Origin of the sequence: Shimia sp. (assembly GCF_049116215.1) — a bacterium.
Lineage (GTDB): Bacteria > Pseudomonadota > Alphaproteobacteria > Rhodobacterales > Rhodobacteraceae > Shimia.
The window spans coordinates 707402-730593 of record NZ_JAGDZB010000001.1 but is presented as its reverse complement, the minus strand read 5'-3'; the positions used below and the strand labels follow the sequence as shown (position 1 = coordinate 730593).

Annotated in this window: 24 protein-coding genes; 6 read left to right on the top strand and 18 right to left on the bottom strand. The window is 59.2% G+C overall.

The genetic code is table 11. The annotated features are described in order from the left end of the window. The 7 genes from JXR15_RS03485 to JXR15_RS03455 all read right to left on the bottom strand — a co-directional run bounded on the left by JXR15_RS03485 (position 1) and on the right by JXR15_RS03455 (position 4763). Entirely contained in the window at positions 1 to 465 is a 465-nt protein-coding gene (locus tag JXR15_RS03485) for a PTS sugar transporter subunit IIA (RefSeq protein WP_422051840.1), read from the bottom strand. Between the two features lie 41 nt (positions 466 to 506). Then, positions 507 to 1073: a ribosome hibernation-promoting factor, HPF/YfiA family gene (hpf, locus tag JXR15_RS03480; RefSeq protein ID WP_299422577.1), complete on the bottom strand. Its 567-nt coding sequence runs from the start codon at positions 1071 to 1073 to the stop codon at positions 507 to 509. Positions 1074 to 1300: 227 nt separating this feature from the next. Further along, on the bottom strand, positions 1301 to 2059 hold the full coding sequence (lptB, locus tag JXR15_RS03475; protein ID WP_422051839.1) for an LPS export ABC transporter ATP-binding protein: 759 nt from the start codon (positions 2057 to 2059) through the stop codon (positions 1301 to 1303). A 2-nt stretch (positions 2060 to 2061) separates the two neighbouring features. Beyond that, positions 2062 to 2526, bottom strand: a complete 465-nt coding sequence (gene lptA / locus JXR15_RS03470; RefSeq protein ID WP_422051838.1) for a lipopolysaccharide transport periplasmic protein LptA — start codon at positions 2524 to 2526, stop codon at positions 2062 to 2064. A gap of 22 nt (positions 2527 to 2548) precedes the next feature. Beyond that, positions 2549 to 3157: an LPS export ABC transporter periplasmic protein LptC gene (lptC, locus tag JXR15_RS03465; protein ID WP_422051837.1), complete on the bottom strand. Its 609-nt coding sequence runs from the start codon at positions 3155 to 3157 to the stop codon at positions 2549 to 2551. 7 nt (positions 3158 to 3164) lie between these two features. Further along, positions 3165 to 4139, bottom strand: a complete 975-nt coding sequence (locus JXR15_RS03460) for a KpsF/GutQ family sugar-phosphate isomerase (protein ID WP_422051836.1) — start codon at positions 4137 to 4139, stop codon at positions 3165 to 3167. Positions 4140 to 4151: 12 nt separating this feature from the next. Further along, on the bottom strand, positions 4152 to 4763 hold the full coding sequence (locus JXR15_RS03455) for a ribonuclease D (RefSeq protein WP_422051835.1): 612 nt from the start codon (positions 4761 to 4763) through the stop codon (positions 4152 to 4154). Between the two features lie 145 nt (positions 4764 to 4908). Here JXR15_RS03455 and JXR15_RS03450 point away from each other — a divergent pair, with 145 nt between their 5' ends. Beyond that, entirely contained in the window at positions 4909 to 5667 is a 759-nt protein-coding gene (locus JXR15_RS03450; RefSeq protein WP_422051834.1) for a hypothetical protein, read from the top strand. 8 nt (positions 5668 to 5675) lie between these two features. On the opposite strand, the gene JXR15_RS03445 is transcribed toward JXR15_RS03450, so the two are convergent. The 5 genes from JXR15_RS03445 to JXR15_RS03425 all read right to left on the bottom strand — a co-directional run bounded on the left by JXR15_RS03445 (position 5676) and on the right by JXR15_RS03425 (position 11876). Continuing rightward, on the bottom strand, positions 5676 to 6752 hold the full coding sequence (locus JXR15_RS03445; protein ID WP_422051833.1) for a DUF1513 domain-containing protein: 1077 nt from the start codon (positions 6750 to 6752) through the stop codon (positions 5676 to 5678). Then, a complete protein-coding gene (locus JXR15_RS03440; RefSeq protein ID WP_422051832.1) occupies positions 6752 to 7768 on the bottom strand; it encodes an imelysin family protein in 1017 nt (338 codons plus the stop codon). Before JXR15_RS03440 ends, JXR15_RS03445 begins: the two co-directional genes overlap by 1 nt. A 2-nt stretch (positions 7769 to 7770) precedes the next feature. Next, positions 7771 to 9282, bottom strand: coding sequence for a di-heme oxidoredictase family protein (locus JXR15_RS03435; protein WP_422051831.1), 1512 nt, complete (start codon positions 9280 to 9282; stop codon positions 7771 to 7773). 74 nt (positions 9283 to 9356) lie between these two features. Then, positions 9357 to 10616: an imelysin family protein gene (locus JXR15_RS03430; protein WP_422051830.1), complete on the bottom strand. Its 1260-nt coding sequence runs from the start codon at positions 10614 to 10616 to the stop codon at positions 9357 to 9359. Positions 10617 to 10748: 132 nt separating this feature from the next. Continuing rightward, a complete protein-coding gene (locus tag JXR15_RS03425; RefSeq protein ID WP_422051829.1) occupies positions 10749 to 11876 on the bottom strand; it encodes a cytochrome-c peroxidase in 1128 nt (375 codons plus the stop codon). A gap of 328 nt (positions 11877 to 12204) precedes the next feature. Between JXR15_RS03425 and JXR15_RS03420 the strand changes: the two genes are divergently transcribed. Then, complete coding sequence (locus JXR15_RS03420) at positions 12205 to 12729, top strand: ricin-type beta-trefoil lectin domain protein (RefSeq protein ID WP_422051828.1); 525 nt, start codon at positions 12205 to 12207, stop codon at positions 12727 to 12729. Between the two features lie 54 nt (positions 12730 to 12783). Here JXR15_RS03420 and JXR15_RS03415 read toward each other — a convergent pair whose 3' ends face one another. Both JXR15_RS03415 and mutM read right to left on the bottom strand, forming a co-directional pair. Further along, positions 12784 to 13560 carry an enoyl-CoA hydratase gene (locus JXR15_RS03415; protein ID WP_422051827.1) on the bottom strand — a complete coding sequence of 259 codons (777 nt, stop codon included), beginning with the start codon at positions 13558 to 13560 and terminating at the stop codon, positions 12784 to 12786. 63 nt (positions 13561 to 13623) lie between these two features. Further along, a complete protein-coding gene (gene mutM / locus JXR15_RS03410) occupies positions 13624 to 14475 on the bottom strand; it encodes a bifunctional DNA-formamidopyrimidine glycosylase/DNA-(apurinic or apyrimidinic site) lyase (RefSeq protein ID WP_422051826.1) in 852 nt (283 codons plus the stop codon). A gap of 150 nt (positions 14476 to 14625) precedes the next feature. On the opposite strand from mutM, the gene ubiE reads away from it, so the two are divergent. Together ubiE and ubiB are read left to right on the top strand one after the other, a co-directional pair. Continuing rightward, positions 14626 to 15378: a bifunctional demethylmenaquinone methyltransferase/2-methoxy-6-polyprenyl-1,4-benzoquinol methylase UbiE gene (ubiE, locus tag JXR15_RS03405; RefSeq protein WP_422052242.1), complete on the top strand. Its 753-nt coding sequence runs from the start codon at positions 14626 to 14628 to the stop codon at positions 15376 to 15378. After that, positions 15375 to 16910, top strand: a complete 1536-nt coding sequence (gene ubiB, locus JXR15_RS03400) for a 2-polyprenylphenol 6-hydroxylase (RefSeq protein WP_422051825.1) — start codon at positions 15375 to 15377, stop codon at positions 16908 to 16910. The genes ubiE and ubiB overlap by 4 nt, the downstream gene beginning before the upstream one ends. 80 nt (positions 16911 to 16990) lie before the next feature. Here the strand turns inward: ubiB and dapA are convergent, their stop codons facing one another. Then, positions 16991 to 17863, bottom strand: coding sequence for a 4-hydroxy-tetrahydrodipicolinate synthase (dapA, locus tag JXR15_RS03395; RefSeq protein WP_422051824.1), 873 nt, complete (start codon positions 17861 to 17863; stop codon positions 16991 to 16993). A 163-nt stretch (positions 17864 to 18026) separates the two neighbouring features. Here dapA and JXR15_RS03390 point away from each other — a divergent pair, with 163 nt between their 5' ends. Next, a complete protein-coding gene (locus JXR15_RS03390; protein ID WP_422051823.1) occupies positions 18027 to 19976 on the top strand; it encodes a transglycosylase SLT domain-containing protein in 1950 nt (649 codons plus the stop codon). Positions 19977 to 19980: 4 nt separating this feature from the next. Here the strand turns inward: JXR15_RS03390 and JXR15_RS03385 are convergent, their stop codons facing one another. Then, a complete protein-coding gene (locus JXR15_RS03385; RefSeq protein ID WP_422051822.1) occupies positions 19981 to 20847 on the bottom strand; it encodes a DMT family transporter in 867 nt (288 codons plus the stop codon). Further along, positions 20844 to 21521, bottom strand: coding sequence for a tRNA (5-methylaminomethyl-2-thiouridine)(34)-methyltransferase MnmD (mnmD, locus tag JXR15_RS03380; protein WP_422051821.1), 678 nt, complete (start codon positions 21519 to 21521; stop codon positions 20844 to 20846). Before mnmD ends, JXR15_RS03385 begins: the two co-directional genes overlap by 4 nt. 56 nt (positions 21522 to 21577) lie before the next feature. Here mnmD and JXR15_RS03375 point away from each other — a divergent pair, with 56 nt between their 5' ends. After that, positions 21578 to 22612, top strand: a complete 1035-nt coding sequence (locus JXR15_RS03375) for an NAD(P)/FAD-dependent oxidoreductase (RefSeq protein WP_422051820.1) — start codon at positions 21578 to 21580, stop codon at positions 22610 to 22612. Here JXR15_RS03375 and JXR15_RS03370 read toward each other — a convergent pair. Beyond that, a complete protein-coding gene (locus JXR15_RS03370; protein WP_422051819.1) occupies positions 22609 to 23163 on the bottom strand; it encodes an NADPH-dependent FMN reductase in 555 nt (184 codons plus the stop codon). The two genes, JXR15_RS03375 and JXR15_RS03370, sit on opposite strands and share 4 nt — an antisense overlap. Positions 23164 to 23192: the final 29 nt, after the last annotated feature.

The window sequence follows — 23192 nt, the reverse complement described above, 5'->3', positions numbered from 1 at the left end:
TTAGGCGGCCTGAACCTTGTCGCTTTCCGTCAGGATCGTGAACAAGGTGGCGGCGTCCGGGTTGGCGCGCAGCTTGGCACAGATCGACGCCTCGCGCAGGTGGCGCGAGACTTTTGCCAAGGCTTTCAGGTGTTCAACCCCAGCTTCCTCCGGCGCAAACAGCGCAAAGGCGATGTCGATGGGTTGGCGGTCCACCGCGTTGAAATCAACCGGCTTTTCCAAAAGAATAAAGGCGCCTACGACGCTTTGTAATCCTTGAAAACGGGCGTGCGGCAAGGCAACCCCGTGGCCCACGCCTGTGGGGCCAAGGGTTTCGCGTTCAATCAGGGCTTCAACAACAGTCGGCGCGGTCAGCCCGTAGGCTGACTCCGCGAGGTCGCCAAATTCTTGCAACAAACGCTTTTTGCTTGAGGCGGCTGTGACAACACGTACCGCCTCAGGCTTGAGGATCGTAGAAAGGTCCATAGGGCCTGTATCTCCGGAGTGCGCTTTCTGCGCTTACTCACTTATGCTTGCGGATCGATCCAGCCAATATTGCCGTCTTCACGGCGATAGACCACATTTAATCCGTCTTTACCTTCGTTCTTGAAGACCAGCACCGGCGATCCCGCAAGTTCCATCTGCATCACGGCTTCGCCAACGCTCAGGGATGGGATCTTGGTCTCCATCTCGGCAACGATGACTGGCTGCAGCTCAGGCTCGGCTTCATGTTCTTCAGCTTCAGGCGCGAGGATATACGAGGAAGCGCCGAAAAGTTCAACCGGATCCTGACGTTCCTTGTGGTGATCTTTCAAGCGGCGCTTGTAGCGGCGCAGCTGTTTGTCCATTTTTTCCGCACAACTGTCGAAAGCGGCGTAAATTTCAGTTTCATGTGCTTTGGCCTGTGCGGTTAGCCCGGTGGACAGATGCACAGTGGCCTCGCAGACATATTCGTGCGCGTGTTTGGAGAACGTGATCGTCGCGTCGGTAGGTCGGCCCGCATATTTCTCGAGCACACTGCCCAACTCCGTTTTCACGTGAGTTTGCAGAGCATCACCAACGTCGATGTGTTTTCCGGTAATCTGATAGCGCATCCTGTCTCCTTTTCGATGACATGTCGGACCACGGGCTTGAGCTGCCCGTTATCAGTTAGGTCCGAATGCTGGAAATCGACATTGCCAACCCTTGCGTAAGACCGGGCCTTTTTGAGAAGGCCGCCATGGTCACAGCGGGGAGTCGATCAAATGTCATAAATCCATTTGAGTGGGCCAATGAGAAAGAGTCAATGATCGAGCGCAAATTAAGCGCATTTCTGCGCGGGTCAGGAGATGCGGAAGTTTTCACCCAGGTACACGCGGCGCACGTTTTCATTTTCGACAACTTCTTCTGGGGTGCCGGACATGAGCACTTTGCCGTCGTGCAGGATGTAGGCGCGATCCACGATCTCCAGAGTCTCACGCACGTTGTGGTCGGTGATCAAGACACCAATGCCACGTTTTTTCAGGTCGGCCACCAGATGGCGAATGTCGCCCACAGAAATTGGATCGACGCCGGCAAAAGGTTCGTCAAGCAAGAGGTACTTGGGGTCTGCCGCCAGACAGCGCGCAATTTCAACACGGCGGCGTTCCCCGCCGGACAAGGCCAGGGCAGGGGCGCGGCGCAGGTGTTCGATGGAGAACTCGCTGAGCAGCTCCTCAAGCCGCTCGCGGCGCTTGTGGCGGTCCTTGTGGGTGATGTCGAGGATGGCGGTGATGTTGTCCTCCACCGACAGACCCCGGAAGATCGACATTTCCTGCGGCAGATAGCCGATGCCCAGTTTGGCGCGGCGGTACATGGGCAGGGTGGTCACGTCACGCCCGTCGATGGACACGCGTCCACCTTCGGGCACCAACAGGCCTGCGACTGCGTAGAAGGTGGTGGTTTTGCCCGAGCCGTTGGGGCCAAGCAGGGCCACAACCTCGCCTCGGTTCAACTCCATCGAAAAATCGCGGATCACCACACGTTTGCGATACGCCTTGCGCAGGCTTTGCACTTGCAGCCCAGAGCTGCCTTGGGTGACGGAGAGATCGGGTTTGGCCATGATTACTGAGACTTCAGAACTGTTTTAACATTGCCGGTCATCTGCGCGGTGTTGTCGGTGAGATTGAGGCGCATCTTATCCGCAGTGATGGTGGTTTTAGACTGCACCACGGTGACGTTGCCGGTCATCTCTACGGTGCCGTCGTCGATGCTGTAGATCGCCTGGTTGGCTTCCGCTGCATCGGGGCCTTGCACCAGCAGCACATTGCCTTCGGCTACAAGGCGCGCAATAGCCTGAGTTTCCTGATTGTAATGCACATTGACCTTGTCGGCGGTCATGCGCATGTCGCCCTGGGACACGTCCACCTTGCCTTCAAACACGGCGCTGCCATCTGATTGGTTGACCGAGAGGGCCTCTGCCGTGACTTCCACAGGCAGGCCAGTGTCCTGTTGCATCTGGCCAAAGCCAACCTGAAACCCCTGTGCCATCCCAGCGACGGGAAGTACCGTCAGGAGGGAAATTGTCAAAGCACGGATCAAAATCACAGGGTCACCTCGTCTCATTTTGGGGCGTATATACCAGTCGCACACCTTTTGTGAAAAACAAATAAATTTCATTGTTTTCCCCAGAGGGGCGCAGGGCCATGCGGCCTGCCTCGAGTGTGCCCAAGGCGCTTTCTGCGGTGATGCTGCCGGCGGTTTCGGCGCGGGCGTCTTCCAGGCCAAACAACATGCTGTCGGTGGTGATGGTGTAGCCCGCAGAGGTGACCACCTCGACCTCCCCAGCCAACTCGACCTCGTTGAACGTGCTGCTCATTTCTCCGGCTTCAGCGCGCACGGTGATTTCGGTGCCCTCTGTGGTGCTGATCAAGGCGCCAACCTGATCCGCGATGATGCGAGACGGGTCGTCGATGTCCGGGTGCGCGGTGGCGGAGGTCAGCGTGATGTGGTGGCCGTCGTTGGTCTTGCCGGAGATATACGGCGCGGTGATTTGACGATCGCGCAGTCGTTTTTCAAGTTCCACCTCCGCGAAGGGGATGGCGCTTTCCAGGTCCACTTCGTGGGAAATCAGAAACAGCGTGGACAGGATGCCAAGCGCTGTGAGCGGCAAAAGCACCTTCAGCCAGGCCACCAAATTGGAATATGTGAGCCGGCGCACCACCGGTTTAGCCGAGCCCGGCGCGCAGGCAGTCGTGGATGTGCAAGAGGCCTTCGGGGGTGCCTGCGCCATTGGGGTCGATCACAAACAGACAGGTGATCTTGCGATGGTTCATGATGGCCACGGCTTCTTCGGCCAAAGCGCCCGGCGCAATGGTTTGCGGATCGGCGGTCATGACTTCCACGGCGGTGCGGTCCAGAAGGCCGTCCATATGACGGCGCAAATCCCCATCGGTGACAATGCCGAGGAGCGCGCCGGTGTCGTTGGTGACGCCAACAACGCCAAAGCCTTTTTGGCTGATTTCCAGCAGCGCGTCGCTCATCGGGGTATGCGCATTGATCAATGGCAGCGCCTCCCCAACATGCATGAGGTCGCGTACGCGGGAGAGCTGCGCCCCCAATTTGCCGCCGGGGTGGAACTCACGGAAGTTCTCCGGTGTGAACTTGCGGTGCTCCATGAGGGCCACGGCAAGGGCATCGCCAAGCGCGAGGGTCATGGTAGTGGTGGTGGTGGGCACAACGCCGGTGCCGCAAGCTTCTTCAGCCTTGGGCAGGATCAGACCCACATCGCTTTGTTTGATCAGCGTGCTGTCGGGACGGCTGGCGACACCAATCAGCGGGATCTTGAAGCGCCGTGTATAGGCCACGAGATCGGCTAGCTCCGGGGTTTCCCCAGAGTTGGACAAGACCAGCGCGACGTCGCCCTGTGCCATCATGCCGAGGTCGCCGTGGCTCGCCTCGGCGGGGTGCACAAAATGCGCCGGGGTGCCGGTGGAGGCAAGAGTGGCGGCAATTTTGCGGGCGATGTGGCCGGATTTGCCCATGCCGGAGATGATCACCCGGCCTTTGGCGGAGAGCAGCAATTCAACGGCCTCGCCAAATTCCGCGCCCAGACCCTCGCCCAAGGCGGTCAGGGCGGCGGTCTCAATCGAGATCACGCGGCGGGCGGTGTCCAGAAAGGTTTGCTTGTCGGCGTCCGTCATGGGGCGGCTCCGTTAGTGCGAAAAGATATCCTGTTCCGGCCAGCCAGCCAGATCAAGCTTGGCGCGGGTGGGCAGGAAGTCAAAGCAGGCCTGCGCCACTTCGGTGCGGCCTTCACGCGCAAGGCGTTCGTTCAGCTTCTCGCGCAGACCGTGCAGGTACAGAACGTCAGAGGCGGCGTAGTCGAGCTGCGCGTCCGTTAGGGTTTCGGCACCCCAGTCGCTCATTTGCTGCTGTTTGGACACGTCGACGCTCAGCAATTCCTGAAGCAGGTTTTTGAGACCGTGGCGATCGGTGTAGGTGCGCACCAGTTTGGAGGCAATTTTGGTGCAATAGACCGGCGCGGTGAGGGCGCCAAAGGCGTGATACATTGCAGCAATGTCAAAACGGCCAAAGTGGAAGAGTTTCAACACATTTGGGTCTTCGAGCATTTTGCACAGGTTGGGCGCCTCGGTTTGGCCTTTTGCCACCTGCACGAGGTGCGCATTGCCGTCGCCACCAGACATTTGCACCACACACAGCCGGTCACGGTGGGGGTTGAGCCCCATGGTTTCACAGTCAATCGCCACAACCGGGCCAAGGTCCAGGTCGTCAGGCAGGTCGTTTTGATAAAGGAAATTTGCCATAGGTGCCTCAATGTCTCTGATGACAAGCACTTACGGCTTTGTGTGGCGTGTTTCAATGTTTCGCGCGGGATTGTTGTTAATGTGGCATGGGGTTGCTTAGGCCGCGTGGCTTTACGGCGCAGGCGCGACATCCTAAGTATCGGCCATGGATAGCAAAGCCCCCCAAACCGTGAGTGATGACCTGCGTGCGACGCTTGAGACCGAAGCGCGCAAAGATGGGCCACGTGTGCAGCGGATTGAGATTGAAGGGCAGGTGTTCTGGATCAAACGGGTGGAGCAGCTGGAGCTGCGCTATCGTTTGCAGAAGGGCGACCCGCGTAAAGCGTTTGAGCGGGAGCGGCTTGCATATCAGGAGATGAACGCCGCAAACGCGCCAGTACCGAGGTTGGTGGCTGAGGGTGGTGACTTTCTGGTGCTGCCGGATTGTGGCCGCGATTTGCGCCACTTGCTGAACCATGAAACGGACGCGGCAAGGCGAGATCAGATGCTTTTGGACGCCAGTGTGATGTTAGCCGGTTTCCATAAATTGGGGTTTGCACATGGACGACCCAGTCCCAAAGACATGTGTCTGGTGGATGGTCAGATGCTGCTTTTGGATTTTGAGCGCTACAAACATGCCAACAACACGCCGGTAGGTCAGGCGCGGGATTTGGTGGTGTTTGCGTTTAATGTGGCGGCGCATTCGCCAAAGATGCGGGACAAATTGCCTGCGGCTATGGAGGCTTACCGTGGCGCTGCGGATCCGGCGATTTGGCCTTTGGCGCAGCGCTGGTGTCGCTGGTTGCGGTGGACCGAGTGGGTGACGAAGCCATTGCAGAAACGGCCAGAGGGGCGGGCCTTGGAGTTCAAAGCGATTCCAGTGGTGATGGATTTGTTTCTGTCCGAGGACAAGCCGCTGGTTTGAGCTGTGGCCTAGGCGTGTGGTGTGATCGCGATCAGGTGGTTGTCCCATTGCAGGGGGTGTTGTGCGGTATCACTTTGCAGGGTGCCGATGTGGCCCGTTCCGGTGGTGAAGAGAAACCCGTCCGATGTTGGCCCAATGCCACAGACATCTTTTGCCGAAAGGATCGCGCTGGGCTGGCCGGTCTCGGTGTCAAAGACATGCAAGATATTGCCGCGTGGTGAGGTGATTGCCACAAGGCTGCCGTCGTTTGAAAGGGCCACGCTGCCGGCGTAGCCTTGCAGTTGCTGCTGTGCTTTTGGTGGCGCGTTGAGGAGCTTCGCATTGGTGCCGCGTTGGTGCAGGCCAAGCAGAGGATGGGTGTCGGATTTGGGGCCTTGCCATTGCATGGCAAAAGCGACTGTACCGTCCTGGCGCACGGCGAGGTGGCGAATGGAGTTTTTGTGCAGGCTTGCCGTCAACTCGACCTGTTCCAGGACTTCTCCAGCCAAACTGATATACGTGAGATTGGGTTGCATCACCGGGATGTTGAGCTTGCTGCGGCCCATGTCAGGGTGGGTCTCGATGCCGCCGTTGGCAACAACCAAGGTCTCCCCATCTGGCATGATTTTGAGGTCATGTGGGCCAACCCCGCCGGAGGAAAACTCGCCGATGCGGGTGTAGTTTTGGGTGACGTCCCAGAGGCCGATGACGCCTTCTCCGGCTTCAAAGTCATTCTCGGACGTGAAAAGCGTGCCGCCGTCCGCGGAGAAAGTGCCGTGGCCGTAGAAGTGACGTCCTTCGGGGGCGGTGAGCGTTTTTAGGACCGCTCCATCGCGACAATCCATCACCAAGGCAAAAGTGCCAGGACGGCGGGCAAAGGCAACCGCTTCGGCGCGTTCGGGATGAGCGGCGGCGGCGTGGCCGCGGGCTGGCAAAGGGATGGTGAAGGTGATCTCACCAGTGGTGGTGAGACCTGCGAGCAGATAGGTGCCGTCAGGGGCGCGGGCGGCGGAAAGGTAGTCCGGTGTGCCAACGCTGCTCCAACCCGCGCTCGGCAGCAGGCTGGTGGCGGCGAGGCCTGCGAGCATGCGGCGGCGGGTCACCATCAGTCGCCGTCCAGCGCGTTGAAGCCTGCCGTCACGTCCAGCGCGGGGCCCAGTTCCTGCAGGATAATGTCGCGGATGTTGCCGATGTATTGCTGCAAAATTTCGACGCGCAGGCGGCCCTGGATGTCGGAGACACCGGCAAAGGCTGGGTCAGATTCAAGTTCGGTGGCTTGACCAAGCGCCAGCGAAAAGGCCGCGGTGAGGTTGTCCGCTGGGGAAGGCGTTTGCGCCGCGAGCAGGGCCGCAAGCTGTTCCAACGCATTGAGAGACACGGTGATGTTTTGCAGGCTGCGTTCCGAGCGGCGGGCCTCGGCGCGCAGGGGACGGGGTTTGTCAAATGTGCCGAGGGGACGACCCAAGCGGGCGTCTGCGTTGAATTGCAGGCCGGTGTCGAGCGCCTTGAAGAGTTCGGCCACGGCAGCAAGATCCGTGGTGTAGGGGCCGTCGTTTGACGGGGTGCGCATGAGGTCGGCGTAGCCGTTTTGCCAGTCATTTAAGATAGCATTGGCGTTGCGGTCGATGTCATTGGTGACGGCCTGGATCAGCGTGCAGCGGTAGGCTTCGCTGCCCAAGGTCTGGATGTGGTCGTCATAGAGCAGGAACTCCAGCGCAAAAAAGCCATGAGCGGCGATGGAGACTTCGGCAAAAGCGTCGGCATTCAAAGCGGCAGGGTCTTCAGAGGTGATCAGCTTGGAAAGCGCTTTGGGGGTGAAGCCTTTGGTGTCGGGCCAAAAGGCGAGGGAGAAGGCGCGTTCGTCTTCTTCGGTGGGGCCAAAGCGCAGGTGGCTGACGGCCATCCAGGCATCAAAACCTTGGTGGTAGGCAGTGCGCAGGGCGGGGGACTGGCTTGAGCAGTCTTCCACGGCGGTGTTTTTGAGCGTGCCGGTGGCCTCTGTCAGGGCGGTGAACCCGGGTAGGATATGCTGGTCGATGGCGGTGTCCACGAGCGCAGCGGGGTCTAGCGCCCACGCGGGTTGGGACAAAAGGAGTGAGGCGGTCAGAGCAAGCAGGCGCATGGTCAGAGGCTTTCGATAAATCGGATAAGGGCGGCACGGTCGGCGGGCGGCATAGAGGCCACGGTGTCGCGGGCGGATTGCGCTTCGCCACCGTGCCAGAGGAGGGCTTCGAGGATGTTGCGCGCGCGGCCGTCGTGCAGGAATTGCGTGTGGCCGGAGACTTGACCGGTGAGGCCTATGCCCCAGAGCGGTGGTGTGCGCCATTCTTGCCCTGTGGCGCGGCCTTCTGGGCGGTTGTCAGCCAGATCCGGCCCCATGTCGTGCAGTAGCATGTCGGTGTAAGGCCAGATCAGTTGGAAGCTTTGAGCAGGTTGGTCTGCGAGTCGGTGGGTTACAAAAGACGGGGTGTGGCAAGACGCGCAGCCGGTGCTGTGGAACACCTCTTTGCCGCGCAGCACCTCGGGGTCGTCCACGTTGCGGCGGGCGGGCACAGCGAGGTTGGCGCTGTAGAAGGTCACCAGATCCAGCCCGATTTCGTCTACCTCAAACACCCGCACATCGCCGTCGCCGTGGGGGCTGTTGATACAGTCGACCTGCGCTGGTGTGCAGTCGCCATGGCCGGCTTCAAACAGCGGCGTGGAGATGCCGATGTCGGCGGCGAAGGCGGCGGCGGATTGCTGACGCAGGGTGGGCGCGCCCGCCTTGAGGCCAAAACGGCCCAGCATCGGGCGTTGATATTCTACGGACCACGTGATGTTGGGGCGGCCAGAGATGCCATCGCCATCTGCGTCGTCCGGGTCGGCATTTGCGAGGATATCATCGGCGGGAATGGCGTCGAGCAGACCGAGGCCAATCATTTGCGGAGCGACGCGTGGGCTGAACATCACATCCGGGTGCAAGGGGCCGTAGCCAAGGTCTTGCAGGGCATAAAATGGGCGGCGCAGGGTTGCGACCTCGCCGCCAGAGAGGGCGACGTCAAATTCGTCAAAAGTGACTTCGATACGCGCTTCAGACGGGTGTTCAGGCAGGCTGAAATCCTGGATTTGGCTGCCGTAAGTTGGTTCGGGGCGCGTGGCGAGGAAGTCTTCGATTTGATGGATTTGGTCGCCCTGTTCGCCAGGGATGGCCAGCTTTATTGCCAACGACAGCGCGTCGTCATCAGGGCTATCGGGGGCGTGGCCGCGTCCGGCGCGTTGATGGCAGCCAAGGCAATTGCGGGCGTTGTAGAGCGGGCCAAGGCCGTCAGAGGCGAGCGTGGAGCTGGGGGAGGAGACCCAGAGTTTGTCAAACATCGCTTCACCCATGCGGAAGGTGAGGCCATCTTCCTTGCTCAGGTTGGCAGAGGGCTGTTTGAAAGCAAACGCGTCGGAACGGGCCGTGACGGTTGCTGCACCGCCTGGGCGGGATTCAAACTTTTGTGGTTCGGAGAAATCGGTGGGCGAGGCGGTGACATCTTGGATGCGCTGAGTCTCGGCGTCGGTGCGGGGTACGACGTTGAGGTGGCGGTCATCCAGTGCGTGGGCCGAAGTGCCAGCAATGAGGACGCAAAGGACCGTGGCGGAGGATAGTCGCATTGGCGGGGCCTTGAATTGAAAAAGGGGCGGCGGGATGGCCGCCCCTCAGATGTCTTACGTTGGTGACGTTGGTATTAGTGGAACACAGCGTCTGGGTTGTCGAGGCTGTCGGAGCCTTCAAACGCGAGGTTGTCCAGACCAAGTGCGGTCACAGCAGCTTCGATAGATTTGGTCTGATCCACCAGACCGTCTACGCCACCCATGACCAGCGCTTCGCCAGCTGCGTTGCCGCGCTCCAGCATTTGGTCGTAGGAGAAACCTGCCTCTGCGGCGGTTTTGATGCGGCCCAGCGACATCATGGTGGTGGAAAGCTTGGCTTGCAGCTCTGCGTCCAGATCGGCGTTCACTTCTGCCACGAGATCAGACACGGATGGGCCGGATACAAGGGAACCGTCCACACGCACATATTCGCCAAGGTAGACGTTCTGGATGCCCAGGCCGTCGTAGTAGTGGCTGTTGTGGGTGTTGTCGGAGAAGCAGTCATGCTCTTCTTCTGGATCGTTCAGAAGCAGGCCAAGGCGCATACGCTCACCAGCTTGCTCACCGTAGGACAGGGAGCCCATGCCGGTCAGGATGGCGACGATGCCAGCGTCTGCGTCACCGGTTACGGTGGCACGGGCTTCGCCGTCTGCGGACCATTGAGCGGCCATGAATTCCAGATCGGAGACCAGCAGATCGGTTGCGGCCTTCAGGTAGGCGCCGCGACGGTCACAGTTGTCACCGGTGCAAGCGTCGCCCGCTGCGAAATCTGTCCAAGGACGGTCACCCGCGCCATGGTTGTGGCCGTTCATGTCCTGGCCCCAGAGCAGGAATTCGATGGCGTGGTAACCGGTGGCAACGTTGGCTTCAACGCCGTCTACTTCGTGCAGGCTTTCGAGCAGGGCTGGGGTGATTTCCGCGGCGTCAATGGTTTCGCCGGAGATGTCGAAAGAGGCGTTGGCAATCACGTTCAGTGCGGCCATCGGGTTTTCGTCAGATGGGCCACCGTAGGCCGCGTCAACATAGTCGATCAGGCCCTCGTCCAGAGGCCAGGCGTTCACTTTGCCTTCCCAGTCATCCACAGCGGCGTTGCCAAAGCGGTAAACTTCGGTCTGCTGGTATGGCACGCGGGAGGCCAGCCATGCGCCCTGTGCGTTGTGCAGCGCTTCGGCGGATGGGTTTTCGATCAGCGCGTTTACGGCCGCTTGCAGTGTTTTGGCAGTGGTCAGGCTGTCTTCGTATTTGGCGGCGGCGATGTCAGCGTAGTTGGCAACAACATCCGCTTTGTTGGCGGCAAAAGCCGGGGCGGTCAGTGCGAGCACAGCCGCAGAAGTGGTCAAAAATAGACGTGTCATGGAATCCATTCCCTGTTAGCGAATTTGGCTCATAACTGACTAGTTTTGTCGGTTTCGTCAATCCTTATTAATTTTGTATGTTTTTGAGTGCGGCAGAATGTCCCGCACTCAAATATGCATGGAAAATTGAGGTTATTGCGCGTGAAGCAGGTGTTCGTAGCGCGCATCGGTCAAGGTTTTGAGGAAAGCGACAATGGCATCGACGCGTTGATCGTCCAGAGCGGGACCATGGGTCAGTTCTTCGAATGCCAGGGTTGCCGGGACCGCGGGCATGCGGAAGGTTTTGCCAGTTTCCGGATTGGTGCGGCGCTTCACGTCGGTGGTGTTGAACTGATTGTAAAACAGCACCACGGTGCGCAGATCTTCAAATACGCCGTTGTGCATGTAGGGCCCGGTGACCGCCACGTTGCGCAAGGTGGGGGTTTTGAATTTTCCGCGCAGAGTGGGGTTGCCGTCCATGTCAGGATGGGCGGCGAGGCCAACGTCTACTGTGCCGGGTTTCACGCCGTTGAGATCGCGCAGAGCCAGGTTTTCCGGGACGCCGATGTTGTGATGTTCGTAGTTTGTGAAGGTCTCCTGAGGATCCATCGCGTTTGTGCCGAGCTGGTGGCACAGGTTGCAGTTGGTGAACTGCTCAGAGAAGAACAGCACGCGACCGAGGTCTTCTTCGCGAGTAAGTTCCACCTCGCCACGTAGGAAACGGTCGTATTTGCTGTCAAACGGCGCAAAGATTTCGGTGCGTTCAAAGGCGGCGATGGCCTCTGTCATGGCCGTGTAGCCGGTTTGCGGGTCGCTCAACACGTCCCCTTCAAACAGGGCCGGGAAGGCTTGCGTATAGATGGGATCTTCCAGAAGGCGCGCGATGACGGCGGCTTCATCAGCCATGCCCATCTCGATGGGGTTCAACGGTGGCCCCCCGGCTTGATCTTCCAAACGGTTGGCGCGGCCATCCCAGAATTGGCCGCCAGCCCAAATGCCGTCTGCGTTTTTGTAAAACTTCGGTGTAAAGGCCGCATAGGCGGCGCTGGGCGCGTTGCGGTCCCCAAGCGACTCGCCGTCATCGCCTATGGACGCCATGCCACGCGGATCGGCAAAGCCGCGTTCTGGATCGTGGCAGGTGGCGCAGGTTTGGGTGCGGTTGGCCGACAGGTTCACGTCAAAGAACAGGCGTTCACCAAGGGCTTCCAAAGTGGTGGGGACGTCTTCCGCCAAAGCTGGCGAGGAGGCGAGCACACATGCAATAGCGAGAGAGCGATACATTGGGGTGTCTCATTTCTGACTTGTTTTGTCAGCTTTGCGCCTGTTCGCGGAATAGGTCAACGCACCGAGTTGTCGCATCCAAAAATTTCACTTTTGTGCGACGGAAGCTCGTGCCCGCGTCGTTTGACCTGAAACGACCTAAAAGTGAGAACGGATATGCCGCGGAATGTATTGCCTATTGGTTTTTTGTTGATTGCGGCTGGGCTTTGTTATGGGATCGTTTTGACGTCAGAGACGTTTTGCGTGGCGGGTCAGCCTGTTTGCTCGGGCAAAAAAGGCCTTTCAACGCTCGAGTATGTTCAGGTCGTGCATATGTTGGGAGAGTGAGATGAGACATTGGAAACCAGGATTCTACGTGGTGGCGGTCTTATGGGCGGGTGGCCCAGCATCGGCTGAATTGGCGCAGGTAAAGACCCCCGCTCCGGTGATCTATTTGGCAGAAAATCTAGACGAAGCTGATGGGCTTGGATGGTGCATTGATACGGTGGGTCGCGGGTTTGCAGAGAGCTTGCATGCACATTCCTGCAAGCCGCAGGGTGGTGACGTGCAATTCTCCTTTGACGAAGCCAGTGGCGCTTTACGGTCTGTGGCCTTTGACGGCAAGTGTGTGCAGGTGAGCCCTTCGGGGGCGACAACGGATTTTTCGTTGCTTGACTGTGATCCAGCAATCTCCGGACAGAGGTTCACTTTTGACCCCGACAGTGGAGGCATTCGACCACAGGATACGCCCGAGTCCTGTGTTGCGGTTGGCGAAGGGAGCCGCTCCGCTGGCCCGTTTATGTCGCGCGACCTGATCTTGGCAGACTGCAATGGCGTTGCAGAGAACCACCGGCGTTGGGTGATTCAACCCTAGAAACCAAAAAGCCCCCGGCATTGCGAGGGCTTTTCAAAAACATGTGCAGTCGGATCAGCGATCGCGGAATTGTGCTTCGCGCTTTTCCATAAAGGCGGCCATGCCTTCTTTCTGATCTTCGGTCGCAAACAGTGAGTGGAAGGCGCGGCGCTCAAACAGCAGGCCTTCACGCAGGGAGCTTTCAAAGCTGCGGTTCACAGCTTCTTTGGCGGTGCGGGCTGCGATCAGAGATTTCTCTGCAATCTTCTGTGCGGCGCTCATGGTTTCTTCCATCAACTTCTTGGCAGGCACAACACGGCTCACAAGACCAGACCGCTCCGCTTCTTCGGCGTTCATGAAGCGGCCGGTGAGGTTCATATCCATGGATTTGGATTTGCCCACGGCGCGGGTCAGGCGCTGGCTGCCGCCGATGCCGGCGATGACGCCGAGATTGATCTCTGGCTGGCCAAATTTCGCTGTGTCAGAGGCGATGATGAAGTCACAGGCCATCGCCAATTCACAGCCGCCACCCAAAGCGTAGCCGGACACGGCAGCGATCACAGGTTTGCGGATGTCTTGGATACGGTCGCCAAACTCTGCAAACAGGTTGGAGAGGTTTACGTCTGCGAAGCTCATCGAGGACATCTCTTTGATGTCGGCGCCTGCGGCGAAGGCTTTCTCGGAGCCCGTGATGACGATGCAGCGCACTTTGTCGTTGGCGTCGGCACTTTCCAGCGCGTTCTGAAGTTCGCCAATCAGCTGCTGGCTCAGAGCGTTCAGCGCATCTGGGCGGTTCAGCTTGATAAGGGCAACGTGGTCTTCGATGTCGACGATGATCGTCTCAAAAGCCATGAGTTATGCTTTCATTGTTCCGGTCAGGAGTGATTGATTATCATTTGAGAGAGTTGGATCAAGCTATCTTTGGCATTGCGGGCAATAGAACGACGAGCGCCCGGACTGGGTGATTCGGCCTATTTTGCTAGTGCAATCGGGGGTTTTGCAGGGTTCTCCCTCCCGTCCATAGACGTCAAAACTGTGTTGAAAATACCCCAGTTCACCGTCAGCTTGGCGAAAGTCACGTAACGAACTTCCCCCAGCCTCAATGGCCTCCTGCAGCACGTCGCGAATGATGGGCACAAGACTGTGTACGCGTTCTTGCGAAATTGCCCCAGCTTTGCGTTTTGGCGCTATCCCTGCGCGGAACAGGGCTTCGCAGACATAGATGTTGCCCAAACCTGCCAGAATGCGCTGATCGAGCAAGGCAGATTTGATTGGGGTGTTCTTACCTGCGAGTCGTTCCGCGAGATAAGATTCGTGGAAATCATTGCCTAGTGGCTCGGGGCCAAGTTTGGCAATGAGGGGGTGTGTTTCGGTGTGGTCGCTTGGCAAAAGATCCATCGCGCCAAAGCGGCGGGGATCGTTGAAGGTGACGCGCGCGCCGTTGTCCATGTCAAAGACCACGTGGTCATGTTTCTCAGCCTTCGGGTGGTTGTGGGCAAATTGGCCAAGTGGATCGCCGGAGACGGTCATGCGGCCGGACATGCCAAGGTGAATGAGCAGCGACTCGTTAGTGTCGAGATCAGCCAGGATGTATTTGGAGCGACGGCGCAGCTGTGTGACCTTTGCGCCGGTGAGGCGCTCCGCCATGCGCTCAGGGAAAGGCCAGCGCAGGTCAGGACGGTTGACTTGCGCACGTGCAATCGTGGCCCCTTCCATGGCTGGTTGCAGACCGCGGCGCACAGTTTCAACTTCGGGCAGTTCAGGCATTCTCACCTCTGGGTTCCAAGACACTCAGACCATGCGCGAGGTTGCTGGGAAGGTTCAAGCCGTGATTTGGCGCATAAAGCGGGTGCCAAATCAGCGCATTGTACCTGTTTGGACGGCCCTATATGAATGTGGCAACCAAGAGGATTTCGCATCATGGCGGACAGCAATAACACCACTCATTTTGGCTTTGAAACTGTACCGGAGGCCGAGAAGGCCGGGCGCGTTCAGGGCGTTTTTGGCTCGGTTGCCAGCAAATACGACATTATGAATGACGTGATGTCGATGGGCATTCACCGCATCTGGAAAGACGCGATGATGGATTGGCTGGCGCCCCGTCCGGGACAAAAGTTGCTAGATGTGGCCGGGGGCACAGGGGATGTGTCGTTTAAGTTCTTGAAGCGTGCTGGGATCGGTCACGCCACAGTGTGTGACTTAACGGAACCGATGTTGGTGGCGGGCCGCCAGCGGGCGGAAGCGGATCACATGGCGGAGAGCCTGGATTGGGTTGTGGGTGACGCCATGGCGCTGCCGTTTGAGGACAACACTTTTGATGTCTACACCATCAGCTTTGGTATTCGGAACGTGACGCGCCCGCAAGAAGCGTTGAATGAAGCGTTTCGGGTTTTGCGACCAGGTGGGCGTTTGATGGTGCTGGAGTTCAGCCAGATTCCCAACGACATGATGCAGAAGGTCTATGACCTTTATTCGTTCAACATCATTCCGCAGATGGGCAAGGTGATCGCCAATGATCGCGACAGCTATCAGTATTTGGTGGAGAGCATCCGTAAGTTCCCGGATCAGGATACGTTCCTGGACATGGTGAAGACCGCCGGATTTGAAAATGCCAAGTATCGCAATCTGACCATGGGCATTGCTGCGTTACATTCGGGTTGGAAGCTGTGAGGGGGCCGCACAATATTATCCGACTGATCCGCACCGGCGCCACATTAGAGCGCACCGGCGCGATGAAGGTGGTGATGGACGCGTTTGAGGCACCCACTTTGGTACGTGTGGTCTTGCGCGGGCTGGTGTGGCCGTTTCAGTGGCTGGGTTACAAGGGGGATGCAGAGGCACCGCCACTGCCACGTGCGTTGACGGCGCTGGGGCCCGCCTACATCAAGTTTGGGCAGGTGTTGTCGACCCGTCCTGATGTGGTGGGCGGCGATCTGGCGGGTGAGCTGCGCGTGTTACAGGACAAGTTGCCGCCGTTTGATTTGGTGACCGCAAAGGCCGAAGTTGAGTCTGAACTTGGTCAGCCTGTTGATGAGATATTCTCTGAGTTTTCGGAGCCGGTTGCGGCGGCGTCGATTGCGCAGGTGCATCGTGCGCGGTTGCGGGAAACCGGTGAAGAGGTTGCGGTGAAAATCCTGCGGCCTGGCATCGAGAAGGCGTTTCGCAAAGACATCGATGCGTTTTATCTGGCGGCCAATACCATCGAGATTTTGTCGCCCGGCTCGCGCCGGTTGCGACCGCGTGATGTGATTGAGCATTTTGACCGGGGTGTGACATCAGAACTGGACCTGCGTCTTGAGAGTGCAAATGCCAGTGAATATGCGGCCAATTCCGCGGATGATGCTGGCTATCAGGTACCAGCCGTTCAATGGGAACATTCTGCACGTCGGGTTATGACGTTGGGCTGGGCAGAGGGCGCGCCTATTGGTGACAACGACGCATTGGATGCGGCGGGGCACGATCGCCACGCGCTGGGCAGTCGGATTTTGGAGCTGTTCCTGAACCATGCGCTGCGCGACGGGTATTTCCATGCGGACATGCATCAGGGCAACATGAAGGTCGCCGCCAACGGCGATATCATTGTCTATGACTTTGGCATCATGGGCTACATCGACGAGTACACCCGCCGGGTTTATGCGGAAATTCTCTATGGTTTCATTCAGCGGGACTACAAACGTGTGGCCGAGGTGCATTTTGAAGCAGGCTATGTGCCGGCGGATCAGGATGTAGACGAGTTTGCCCGCGCTTTGCGCGCAGTGGGTGAGCCGATTTTTGGTATGGACGCCACGCGAATTTCGATGGGGCGGCTGTTGAATTACCTGTTCGAAGTCACTGAACGGTTTGGCATGGAGACCCGCACAGAGTTGATCCTGCTGCAGCGGACCATGGTTGTGGTGGAAGGTGTGGCGCGGTCCTTGGACCCACGTGTGAATATCTGGGATGTGGCCAAGCCGGTGGTGTCGGACTACATCAAGGAAAGTATTGGACCACGGGCGATGCTGAGTGATTTGGCCAAGACCGCGCGGGTGTTGTCGCGCTTTGGTCCACGTTTGCCTGCGATGGTCGAAGCCGCGTTGATTGCGCAGTCCGAGGATAAGGCTCAGCCGTCGCGTCCGGTGTGGCCCTGGATGATTTCCGGCATTGGGCTTGGGGTGTTTGGTACCGTGGCGACCTTGGCTTTTGGATTGGCGCTCTGGCACTAGTCTACAGGCCAGCAGACAGGAAAAAGGCGCCCAGTGGGCGCCTTTCTTTTTGAAGCAGAAGCTTCGAAATTTGTGCGATTTTAGAGCAGGCCTGCGTGCGCCATGGCGGCGTCGATCTGCGCCTTGGTGGCGTCGGTCAGACCGGTCAGCGGCAGGCGAACTTCTTCGTTGCACATGCCGAGGCGGGACATGGCGTATTTGGCGCCCACCAGACCTGGCTCCACAAAGATGGCTTCGTGCAGAGGCATCAGCTTGTCCTGATACTCCAGCGCTTTGGCGTAGTCGCCTGCCAGAGTCGCCGCTTGGAACTCGGCGCAGAGTTTTGGCGCGACATTGGCTGTCACGGAGATGCAGCCGACACCGCCGTGCGCGTTGAAACCCAGTGCCGTGGCGTCTTCGCCGGACAGCTGGATGAAGTCTGCGCCACAGGTGGCACGTTGCTGGCTTGGGCGGGCCAGATCGCCAGTGGCGTCTTTGACACCAACAATGCGTGGCAGCTTGGCCAGCTCACCCATGGTTTCCGGTGTCATGTCGACAACCGAGCGGCCCGGGATGTTGTAGATGATGATCGGCAGCGCGCAGCAGTCATGCACCGCAGTGAAATGTGCGATCAGGCCGCGTTGGGTTGGCTTGTTGTAGTACGGTGTCACCACGAGAATGCCGTCCGCGCCAACTTTCTCGGCGTGCTGCGCAAAGCGGATGGCTTCCAACGTGTTGTTGGAGCCTGCGCCTGCGATCACCGGCACGCGACCAGCCGCGGCTTTCACCACTTCGCTCACCATAGTTTCGTGCTCTTCGTGGCTCAGCGTTGGGCTTTCGCCGGTGGTGCCCACAGGCACAAAACCATCGGTGCCTTCACCAATGTGCCACTCGACGATCTTTTTGAGCGTTTCCAAATCCAGCTCGCCGTTCGTAAACGGCGTGATGAGTGCGGGGTAGGACCCTTTGAACATGGCACGCTCCTTTTTATGCGTAGCTGGGCGGAATTGCCCATGGTGGTAAACCGCGCGGACCCTAGCGGGAAGTTGCCCACTTGCCAAGATTGTGAGTTGAGGCCATCGGGTGCGCGGCGTATCTTGCGGGTTCTATCCTGTCTGGCATAGGAAAATGCAAGCCATGTTGCGTCTTTTTCTGACTCTGTTTGTGGCCTTGCTGGTCGCTGTTCCCGCAAATGCACAGTTTCGCGATGAGCTTCGCTCGGCGATGACCTCTGTCCGCGCCAAGGATTGGGATGGCGCGGCCAAGGCGGTGCGCGAGACCGACCAGGTCACACGCGATATTGTGGAGTGGCACCGGCTGCGCGCGGGCGAAGGCTCGGCGGATCAGGTTTTGGCGTTTTTGGATCGGCGCGGCGATTGGCCCGGCTTGCCTTATTTGCGTAAGCAATCGGAGGCGGCGTTTGAGGATGTCAGCGGTGAGATGGCGCTGTCGTTCTTTGTGCATGGTCCGGCGCAGACCGCCGAAGGCGCACTGGCGCAGGCCAAGGTTCTGACGCAGGCAGGTGAGGATGGTGCGGCGCAGGCCACGATTGTGGAAGCCTGGCGCACCATGGCGATGAACAGCACCACCAAGGCGGACTATCTGGCGCGCTATGGTGATTTGCTCAAGCCACACCACACAGCCCGGTTGGATGCGATGGTGTGGAAGAATTGGCCCTCCAATTCCGAGGCAATGTATGCCCATGTGCCGGAAGGTTGGGTGGCCTTGGCCAAGGCGCGACTTGGACTGCGAGCCATGGCCAAAGGTGTGGATACTTTGATCGCGGCGGTGCCGGACAGTTTGCAGAATGATCCGGGGTTAGCGCATGAGCGGTTTGTATGGCGGCATCGCAAAGACCGCAATGACAGCGCGATTGAGTTGATCCTGGCGCGCAGTAAAACGGGCACATTGGGCGAGCCAGAGGCATGGGCCCCAAGGCGCCGGTCACTGATCCGCAATCAGATGCGGGCGGGGAATTACAAGACAGCCTATGCGCTGGCGGCGACGCATAAGCTGTCCCCAGATGCGGGTTATGCCTATTCCGACTGTGAGTGGCTTGCGGGGTATTTGGCGTTGCGGTTTCTGGACCGACCGGAGGACGCCGCCGCGCATTTCCTGAATTTTGCCCAGTCGGTGGAAACGCCAATTTCCCTTGGGCGCGCGGGCTATTGGATGGGTCGCGCTTATGAGGCGATGGGTGATACGACCACCGCGCAACAGGCTTATTTGGCGGGTGGCGCGCATCAGACCAGTTTCTATGGGCTGCTGGCGGCGGAAAAGGCGGGGATCGCGCATGATCCGGCCTTGTCTGGCCAAGAGCGTTTCCCGGATTGGCAAAAGGCCAGCTGGACCACATCGAGCGTGCATAAAGCGGCGCGGGCGATGTTGGCGGCGGGCGAGTTGAGCCTGGCAGAGCGGTTCTGGGTGCATCTGAGCGAGACGCAGGATCGTAGGGGTTTGGGTCAACTAGGCCAGATGGCTCTGGACCTTGGGCAGCCGCACATCGGGGTGATGTTGGGCAAGCAGATGGTGCGCATGGGCGTGACGCTGCCGGGGCCGTATTATCCGCTGCATCCCCTAGTGGATCAGAAGCTGCCCGTGTCGGATGAGTTATCCTTGGCCATTGCGCGGCGGGAGAGTGAATTTGATCCGGTGGTGGTGAGCCATGCCGGTGCGCGTGGGTTGATGCAGTTGATGCCGGGCACGGCGCGGGATGTGTCGGCGGAGATCGGTGAGGTTTATGTGCTGGGCAACCTGACTTCGGACCCGGGTTACAATGCGCGGTTGGGCAGTGCCTATTTGGCCGGGTTGGCTGAACGGTTTGATGGCAACATCATCATGATTTCGGCGGCTTACAATGCTGGCCCGAGTCGCCCTGAGCGATGGATGGCTAGCAATGACGATCCGCGTGGCGGTTCTGTTGAGGCCATGATCGACTGGATCGAGATGATCCCGTTTAACGAAACCCGCAACTATGTGATGCGTGTGTCAGAGAGCCTGCCGGTCTATCGTGCGCGGCTGGGCAAAGACCCACATCCGGTGTCGTTTGGTCAGGAGATCACCGGCGGCACCATCAAAGTGCGCTGAGGCTTTAGCTGGACTGGCGTTCTCGCCACCACGTGAACAGCCCTGCGGCCAGGACAATTCCTGCGCCAATGGCGACGTTCAGGCGCAGGGTTTCGCCAAAAGCGGCCATGCCAAGCGCGGCGGCAAAGGGCAGTTGTAGGTAGGCAAAGGGCTGTACTGCGCTGGCCTCGGCCACCTCATAGGTGCGGATCAACAGCCAGTGACCAAAGACGCCGGTGCAGCACAGGATGGCCATCCAGAGCCAGTCACGTCCGACAATTGGTTCCCAGAAGAACAGGCCTATTGCAGTCATGACGATGCAGCCGACCACACCGGTGTAGAAAAAGCTGGTCTGGCCGGTATCCCCTCGCGCCACGTAGCGGGTCATAAGGCCGTAGACGGCAAACATCAGCGCGCCAACAAGCGGCACAATGGCGGCGGGGCTGAAAACACCGGAGCCGGGTTGCAGGATGATCAGTACGCCAATGGCACCGACGCCAATGGCAGCCCAGCGGCGCCAGCCAACCCGCTCGCCCAACACAGGGCCGGATAGCGCGGCAATGATCAGGGGGTAGCAGATGAAAATGGCGTGGCTCTCGGTGAGGCCCAGCAGAGTGAAGGCCACAACGGTCACGCAGATTTCCAGTGCCAGAAGCGCGCCTCGGCCAATTTGCAGCATCGGGAATTTCGTGTGCGCCACGGCTTTGATGCCGCCGGGTTGGCGGGAGGACAGCGCAATGACAAACAGCGCAAAGAACCAGTAGCGGATCATCACCACAAGGTAGGTGTTGTACTCGCTCGCCAAGTGGCGGGAGATGCCGTCTTGCAGTGCAAATACCAGCGTCGTGAGCGACATCAACATAATGCCGAGGCGGTTGTTGGGCTGAGTCATGCGGCTGGCTTTTCACATTGGGTCATGTGGCGTTTGCGGCCAAAACCCGGTGTGCGGGTGACGGTGAAGCCTGCGGCCTCCAGATTGCGGCGCACAAAACCTGCGGCGGTGTAGGTCGCGGCAGTGCCGCCTGCATTGGTGTGGGCGCCGACCTGCGCCATCAGCTGTGCGTCCCAGAGTTCGGGGTTCTTGGCGGGTGAAAACCCGTCGAGAAACCAAGCGTCAGCCTCAAAGTTTTGCGCTTTAAGGGTCTCACGCGCGTCGCCGATCACCACGCGGGCGTGGATGCCGTCGAGCGTGGCGAGGGTTTGGTCTTGTGCGTAGGCCGTGACTAAACGGGTGGCGTAGGCGCTTAATTCTGGAAATGCTGCCAAAGCTTTTTCCATTTCCTCGGCGCTCATCGGAAAGGCTTCAAAGGTGGTGAAAGACAGCGGCGTGGTCTGACCACTCTCCTCCCAAGCCTTCCAGACCGTCAACAAGTTGAGGCCGGTGCCAAAGCCCAGCTCGGCGAGGTGAAAGCCGGGGGCAAAGCGGGCGGGCAAGTGGTTGCCATCCAGAAACACGTGGCGTGTTTCGGCCAGCCCGTTGTCGAGGCTGAAATACGGGTCGTCAAATCGGGTGGACACCGGGATGACGTTGTCTCGCCAATCGAGATCCGCGTGCTGGTCGCTCATGTCGCATTGCCTTATGGAGGTGACGGCGCATTTGACCACAAAAAAGAGGATTGGCAATGGTGGACTTGACCGTGATGGGAGCCGGAGCTTTTGGGCTCTCGGTGGCGTGGGCCTGTGCCAAGCGGGGCGCAAAGGTTCGGGTGATTGATCCCGGTGGTGTGGGTGCAGGCAGCAGCGGCGGATTGGTTGGCGCTTTGGCGCCGCACACGCCGGAGAACTGGAACGTGAAGAAGGCATTTCAGTTTGAAAGCCTGATCATGGCGGAAGGCTGGTGGGCCGAGGTTGAGGCGACCGGTGGGGTGAGCGCGGGCTACGGGCGCACGGGGCGCATTCAGCCGGTGAAAGATGCGCGCGGATTGGAATTGGCCCGGGCGCGGGCGGAAAGCGCCAAGGAGCTCTGGCAAGGAAAGGCGCAGTGGCAGGTTGTGGCGCGAGATACCCTTGGCGATTGGGCGCCGGAAAGCCCGACAGGGTGGCTGATCCACGACACCTTGAGCGGACGCATGTTTCCACGGCGTGCCTGTGCGGCTCTGGCGGCGGCGTTGAGGTCAAAAGGGTGCGAGGTCGTCGCGGAGGGAGCGCAACAGGGAAAAGTTGTTTGGGCGACTGGGTGGCAGGGTTTGCTTGATTTATCCGAAGATATGGGCAAACCGGTGGGCAATGGCGTGAAAGGGCAGGCGGCGCTGTTGCGGCTGGATCGCTCCACCGCGCCGCAACTCTTTGCTGACGCCGTGCATGTTGTCCCTCACGCTGATGGCACTGTTGCGATTGGCTCCACCAGCGAGCGGGAATTTGACTATCCAACCAGTACGGATAGCCAATTGGATGATGTTTTGGCACGTGCCTATGCCGCGGTGCCTGCCTTGAAAGATGCGGAGGTCATTGAACGCTGGGCTGGCGTGCGTCCCCGTGCCAAAAGCCGTGCCCCAATGTTGGGTGCACACCCGACAATCGATGGCGCATACATTGCCAACGGCGGGTTCAAAATTGGCTTTGGCATGGGGCCCAAGGCCGGTGAGGTGATGGCCGATCTGGTGCTGGAAGGGCGGGACGAAATACCGGAGGCGTTCCGTCCCGAAGCTTCGCTTTAGGCTTTATTGGATGCCTGCTCTACGTCGGCCTGCAACGCATCCATCAACGTCGTCACGGAGGCCGCATAGCGCTCGCTCACAAACTGGCCGTTGTCGTCAAAAGCGTTGCCGCTGTCGGCGATTCCCACTTCTGGCGCCAGTGTGATGCGCGGGCGAAACGCCACAAGACAGCTGCGCAGCATGGTTTGCGCACGTACGCCACCGGCGCGACCCGCGGCGGCGCTCATCAAGGCGGTGGGTTTGCCGACCATGGGTTTTTCCCAATGGCGGCTGATCCAGTCGAGCGCGTTTTTCAACACGCCGGTGACCGCGCCGTTGTATTCAGGCGTTGAGATCAGCACCGCGTCGGCCTCAGCAATCTGCTGTACCAGCAGTTTCACTTCTTCGGGGATGCCGCTGTTGCTTTTGAGATCGCCGTCATAGAGCGGGATATTCAGATTGGCCTCTACATAGGTGTCTGCGCCATAGAGCCGGGCGGCTTCGCGCAGCAGTTTGCTGTTGGTGGAGTCCGCGCGCAGCGCGCCAGAAATTCCGAGCAGTGTGTGTGGCATAGGCCAATCTCCTTGTTCGCCTGTCCAAT

Coding starts and splice junctions, on each gene's coding strand:
- JXR15_RS03370 (WP_422051819.1), bottom strand. CDS start 23,163: ATGCCACACACACTGCTCGGAATTTCTGGCGCGCTGCGCGCGGACTCC.
- JXR15_RS03455 (WP_422051835.1), bottom strand. CDS start 4,763: ATGGCAAATTTCCTTTATCAAAACGACCTGCCTGACGACCTGGACCTT.
- JXR15_RS03430 (WP_422051830.1), bottom strand. CDS start 10,616: ATGACACGTCTATTTTTGACCACTTCTGCGGCTGTGCTCGCACTGACC.
- JXR15_RS03390 (WP_422051823.1), top strand. CDS start 18,027: ATGTTGCGTCTTTTTCTGACTCTGTTTGTGGCCTTGCTGGTCGCTGTT.
- mutM (WP_422051826.1), bottom strand. CDS start 14,475: ATGCCTGAACTGCCCGAAGTTGAAACTGTGCGCCGCGGTCTGCAACCA.
- mnmD (WP_422051821.1), bottom strand. CDS start 21,521: ATGAGCGACCAGCACGCGGATCTCGATTGGCGAGACAACGTCATCCCG.
- JXR15_RS03425 (WP_422051829.1), bottom strand. CDS start 11,876: ATGTATCGCTCTCTCGCTATTGCATGTGTGCTCGCCTCCTCGCCAGCT.
- JXR15_RS03385 (WP_422051822.1), bottom strand. CDS start 20,847: ATGACTCAGCCCAACAACCGCCTCGGCATTATGTTGATGTCGCTCACG.
- JXR15_RS03450 (WP_422051834.1), top strand. CDS start 4,909: ATGGATAGCAAAGCCCCCCAAACCGTGAGTGATGACCTGCGTGCGACG.
- lptB (WP_422051839.1), bottom strand. CDS start 2,059: ATGGCCAAACCCGATCTCTCCGTCACCCAAGGCAGCTCTGGGCTGCAA.
- dapA (WP_422051824.1), bottom strand. CDS start 17,863: ATGTTCAAAGGGTCCTACCCCGCACTCATCACGCCGTTTACGAACGGC.
- JXR15_RS03435 (WP_422051831.1), bottom strand. CDS start 9,282: ATGCGACTATCCTCCGCCACGGTCCTTTGCGTCCTCATTGCTGGCACT.
- JXR15_RS03420 (WP_422051828.1), top strand. CDS start 12,205: ATGAGACATTGGAAACCAGGATTCTACGTGGTGGCGGTCTTATGGGCG.
- JXR15_RS03460 (WP_422051836.1), bottom strand. CDS start 4,139: ATGACGGACGCCGACAAGCAAACCTTTCTGGACACCGCCCGCCGCGTG.
- JXR15_RS03415 (WP_422051827.1), bottom strand. CDS start 13,560: ATGGCTTTTGAGACGATCATCGTCGACATCGAAGACCACGTTGCCCTT.
- hpf (WP_299422577.1), bottom strand. CDS start 1,073: ATGCGCTATCAGATTACCGGAAAACACATCGACGTTGGTGATGCTCTG.
- JXR15_RS03445 (WP_422051833.1), bottom strand. CDS start 6,752: ATGGTGACCCGCCGCCGCATGCTCGCAGGCCTCGCCGCCACCAGCCTG.
- JXR15_RS03375 (WP_422051820.1), top strand. CDS start 21,578: ATGGTGGACTTGACCGTGATGGGAGCCGGAGCTTTTGGGCTCTCGGTG.
- JXR15_RS03440 (WP_422051832.1), bottom strand. CDS start 7,768: ATGCGCCTGCTTGCTCTGACCGCCTCACTCCTTTTGTCCCAACCCGCG.
- JXR15_RS03485 (WP_422051840.1), bottom strand. CDS start 465: ATGGACCTTTCTACGATCCTCAAGCCTGAGGCGGTACGTGTTGTCACA.